General features: G+C 58.1%; 1 protein-coding gene. It reads right to left on the bottom strand.

The annotated features are described in order from the left end of the window. Positions 1-368: 368 nt before the first annotated feature. Positions 369-1,265, bottom strand: a complete 897-nt coding sequence (locus QJT78_RS51320; protein WP_281460883.1) for an IS110 family transposase — start codon at positions 1,263-1,265, stop codon at positions 369-371. Between the last annotated feature and the right edge of the window lie 87 nt (positions 1,266-1,352).

Below are 1,352 nucleotides of genomic sequence, written 5' to 3' on the forward strand. Positions count from 1 at the left end.
CCGTCTGATGCTTGTGGCTGTTCGAAAACAGACCACGTTTATCATCAACCTGAAGCGCAGCACCCTGCTAACGCGGGGCTCAGCAACAGGCCGAATACCCCATCTGACTCATATGTGGAACGGCCCGGGCTGCAAGATCTTTCTCCGGTTGAACGAGGGATGACGGTGCGGTCATATGTTCGGCCTGTAAGCACGGCACCTGGCCGCGATGATATCCGCGGAAGCAATCGCCCAATCAATTTCTCGCGCTCGAAGCGCAGTGAGTCAGGCGGTCTGATTACTGCCGGGAATGGCGTCATTCGGGGTTCATCCAGATTTACACCTTGCCTCCTCGGCAGTCCTTTTCTTCTGCCGGAGAGCTCTTCAGATTAGGATTTTAGCATTGCGGTTGGCGCCTGATAAATGCCGCCCCGGACCAGCAAAGCCCAGATGGTGCGCGCAATCTTGTTGGCAAGCGCCACCGATACGACCTTGACCGGCCGTCTTTGGAGCATGGTCCGAATCCAGACCGGGACTTTCAAGCCTCGTTTGGCAAGCTTGATGATCGAGGTCGCACCAACGATCAAAAGCGTCCGTAGTTGCCGATTTCCGCGCTTCGATATCGCGCCGAGCCGATCTTTTCCGCCGCTTGATTGCGCCCTCGGCGTCAGCCCCGTCCAGGCCGCGAAGTCTCGCGCAGTCGCAAAGGCGCGTGCGTCCAGGACGGATGTCCGAACGGTGGCCGCGATGAGAGGACCGACGCCTGGGATGCTCATAAGTCGTCTAGCATGAGGATCCTGTCTTACGGCCGCTAAAATCTCCCGGTCGAGCTTTTCTATGCGGGTTGTCAGCAACTCGATCTGCTCAGCGAACTGGATCAGGGCAAACCGGGCGGCGCTGGGAATCCTACTGTCTTTCTCATCCCGGAGAAGCACCAAGAGTTTTGCGATGCTTGTCATGCCGGTCCCGGCGATAATACCCAATTCAGCCATATGTCCGCGCAAGGCATTTGCCGTCTGACTGCGCTGTCTCATTAGCATCTCTCGCGTTCGCAAAACCATGCCGGCTGCTTGTTGTTCGGCAGTCTTCACCGGAACGAACCGCATCGTCGGGCGGGTGATCGCCTCGCAGATGGCCTCTGCATCCGCCGCGTCGGTCTTATTGCGTTTGAGTAGAGTCGAGGAGAGGCGCGGTGATGCGCTTGTTGCGCGTTCCGTTTCCTCTCCCCGCTCATCAAACCGGACGTGCGGTTTTCCCGCATTCGGCTTTCCGACAGGTTTCGTCACAAGGCGCACGTCGGCGACACTTTGCGCACGCGGTTCAGCACAAGTACGCCAGGGTTCCCATAGATCTGATCAGAGAACCGTCTGACG

Source organism: Bradyrhizobium sp. Mp27 (assembly GCF_029953005.1).
In the GTDB taxonomy this organism is placed as follows: Bacteria; Pseudomonadota; Alphaproteobacteria; order Rhizobiales; family Xanthobacteraceae; genus Bradyrhizobium; species Bradyrhizobium barranii.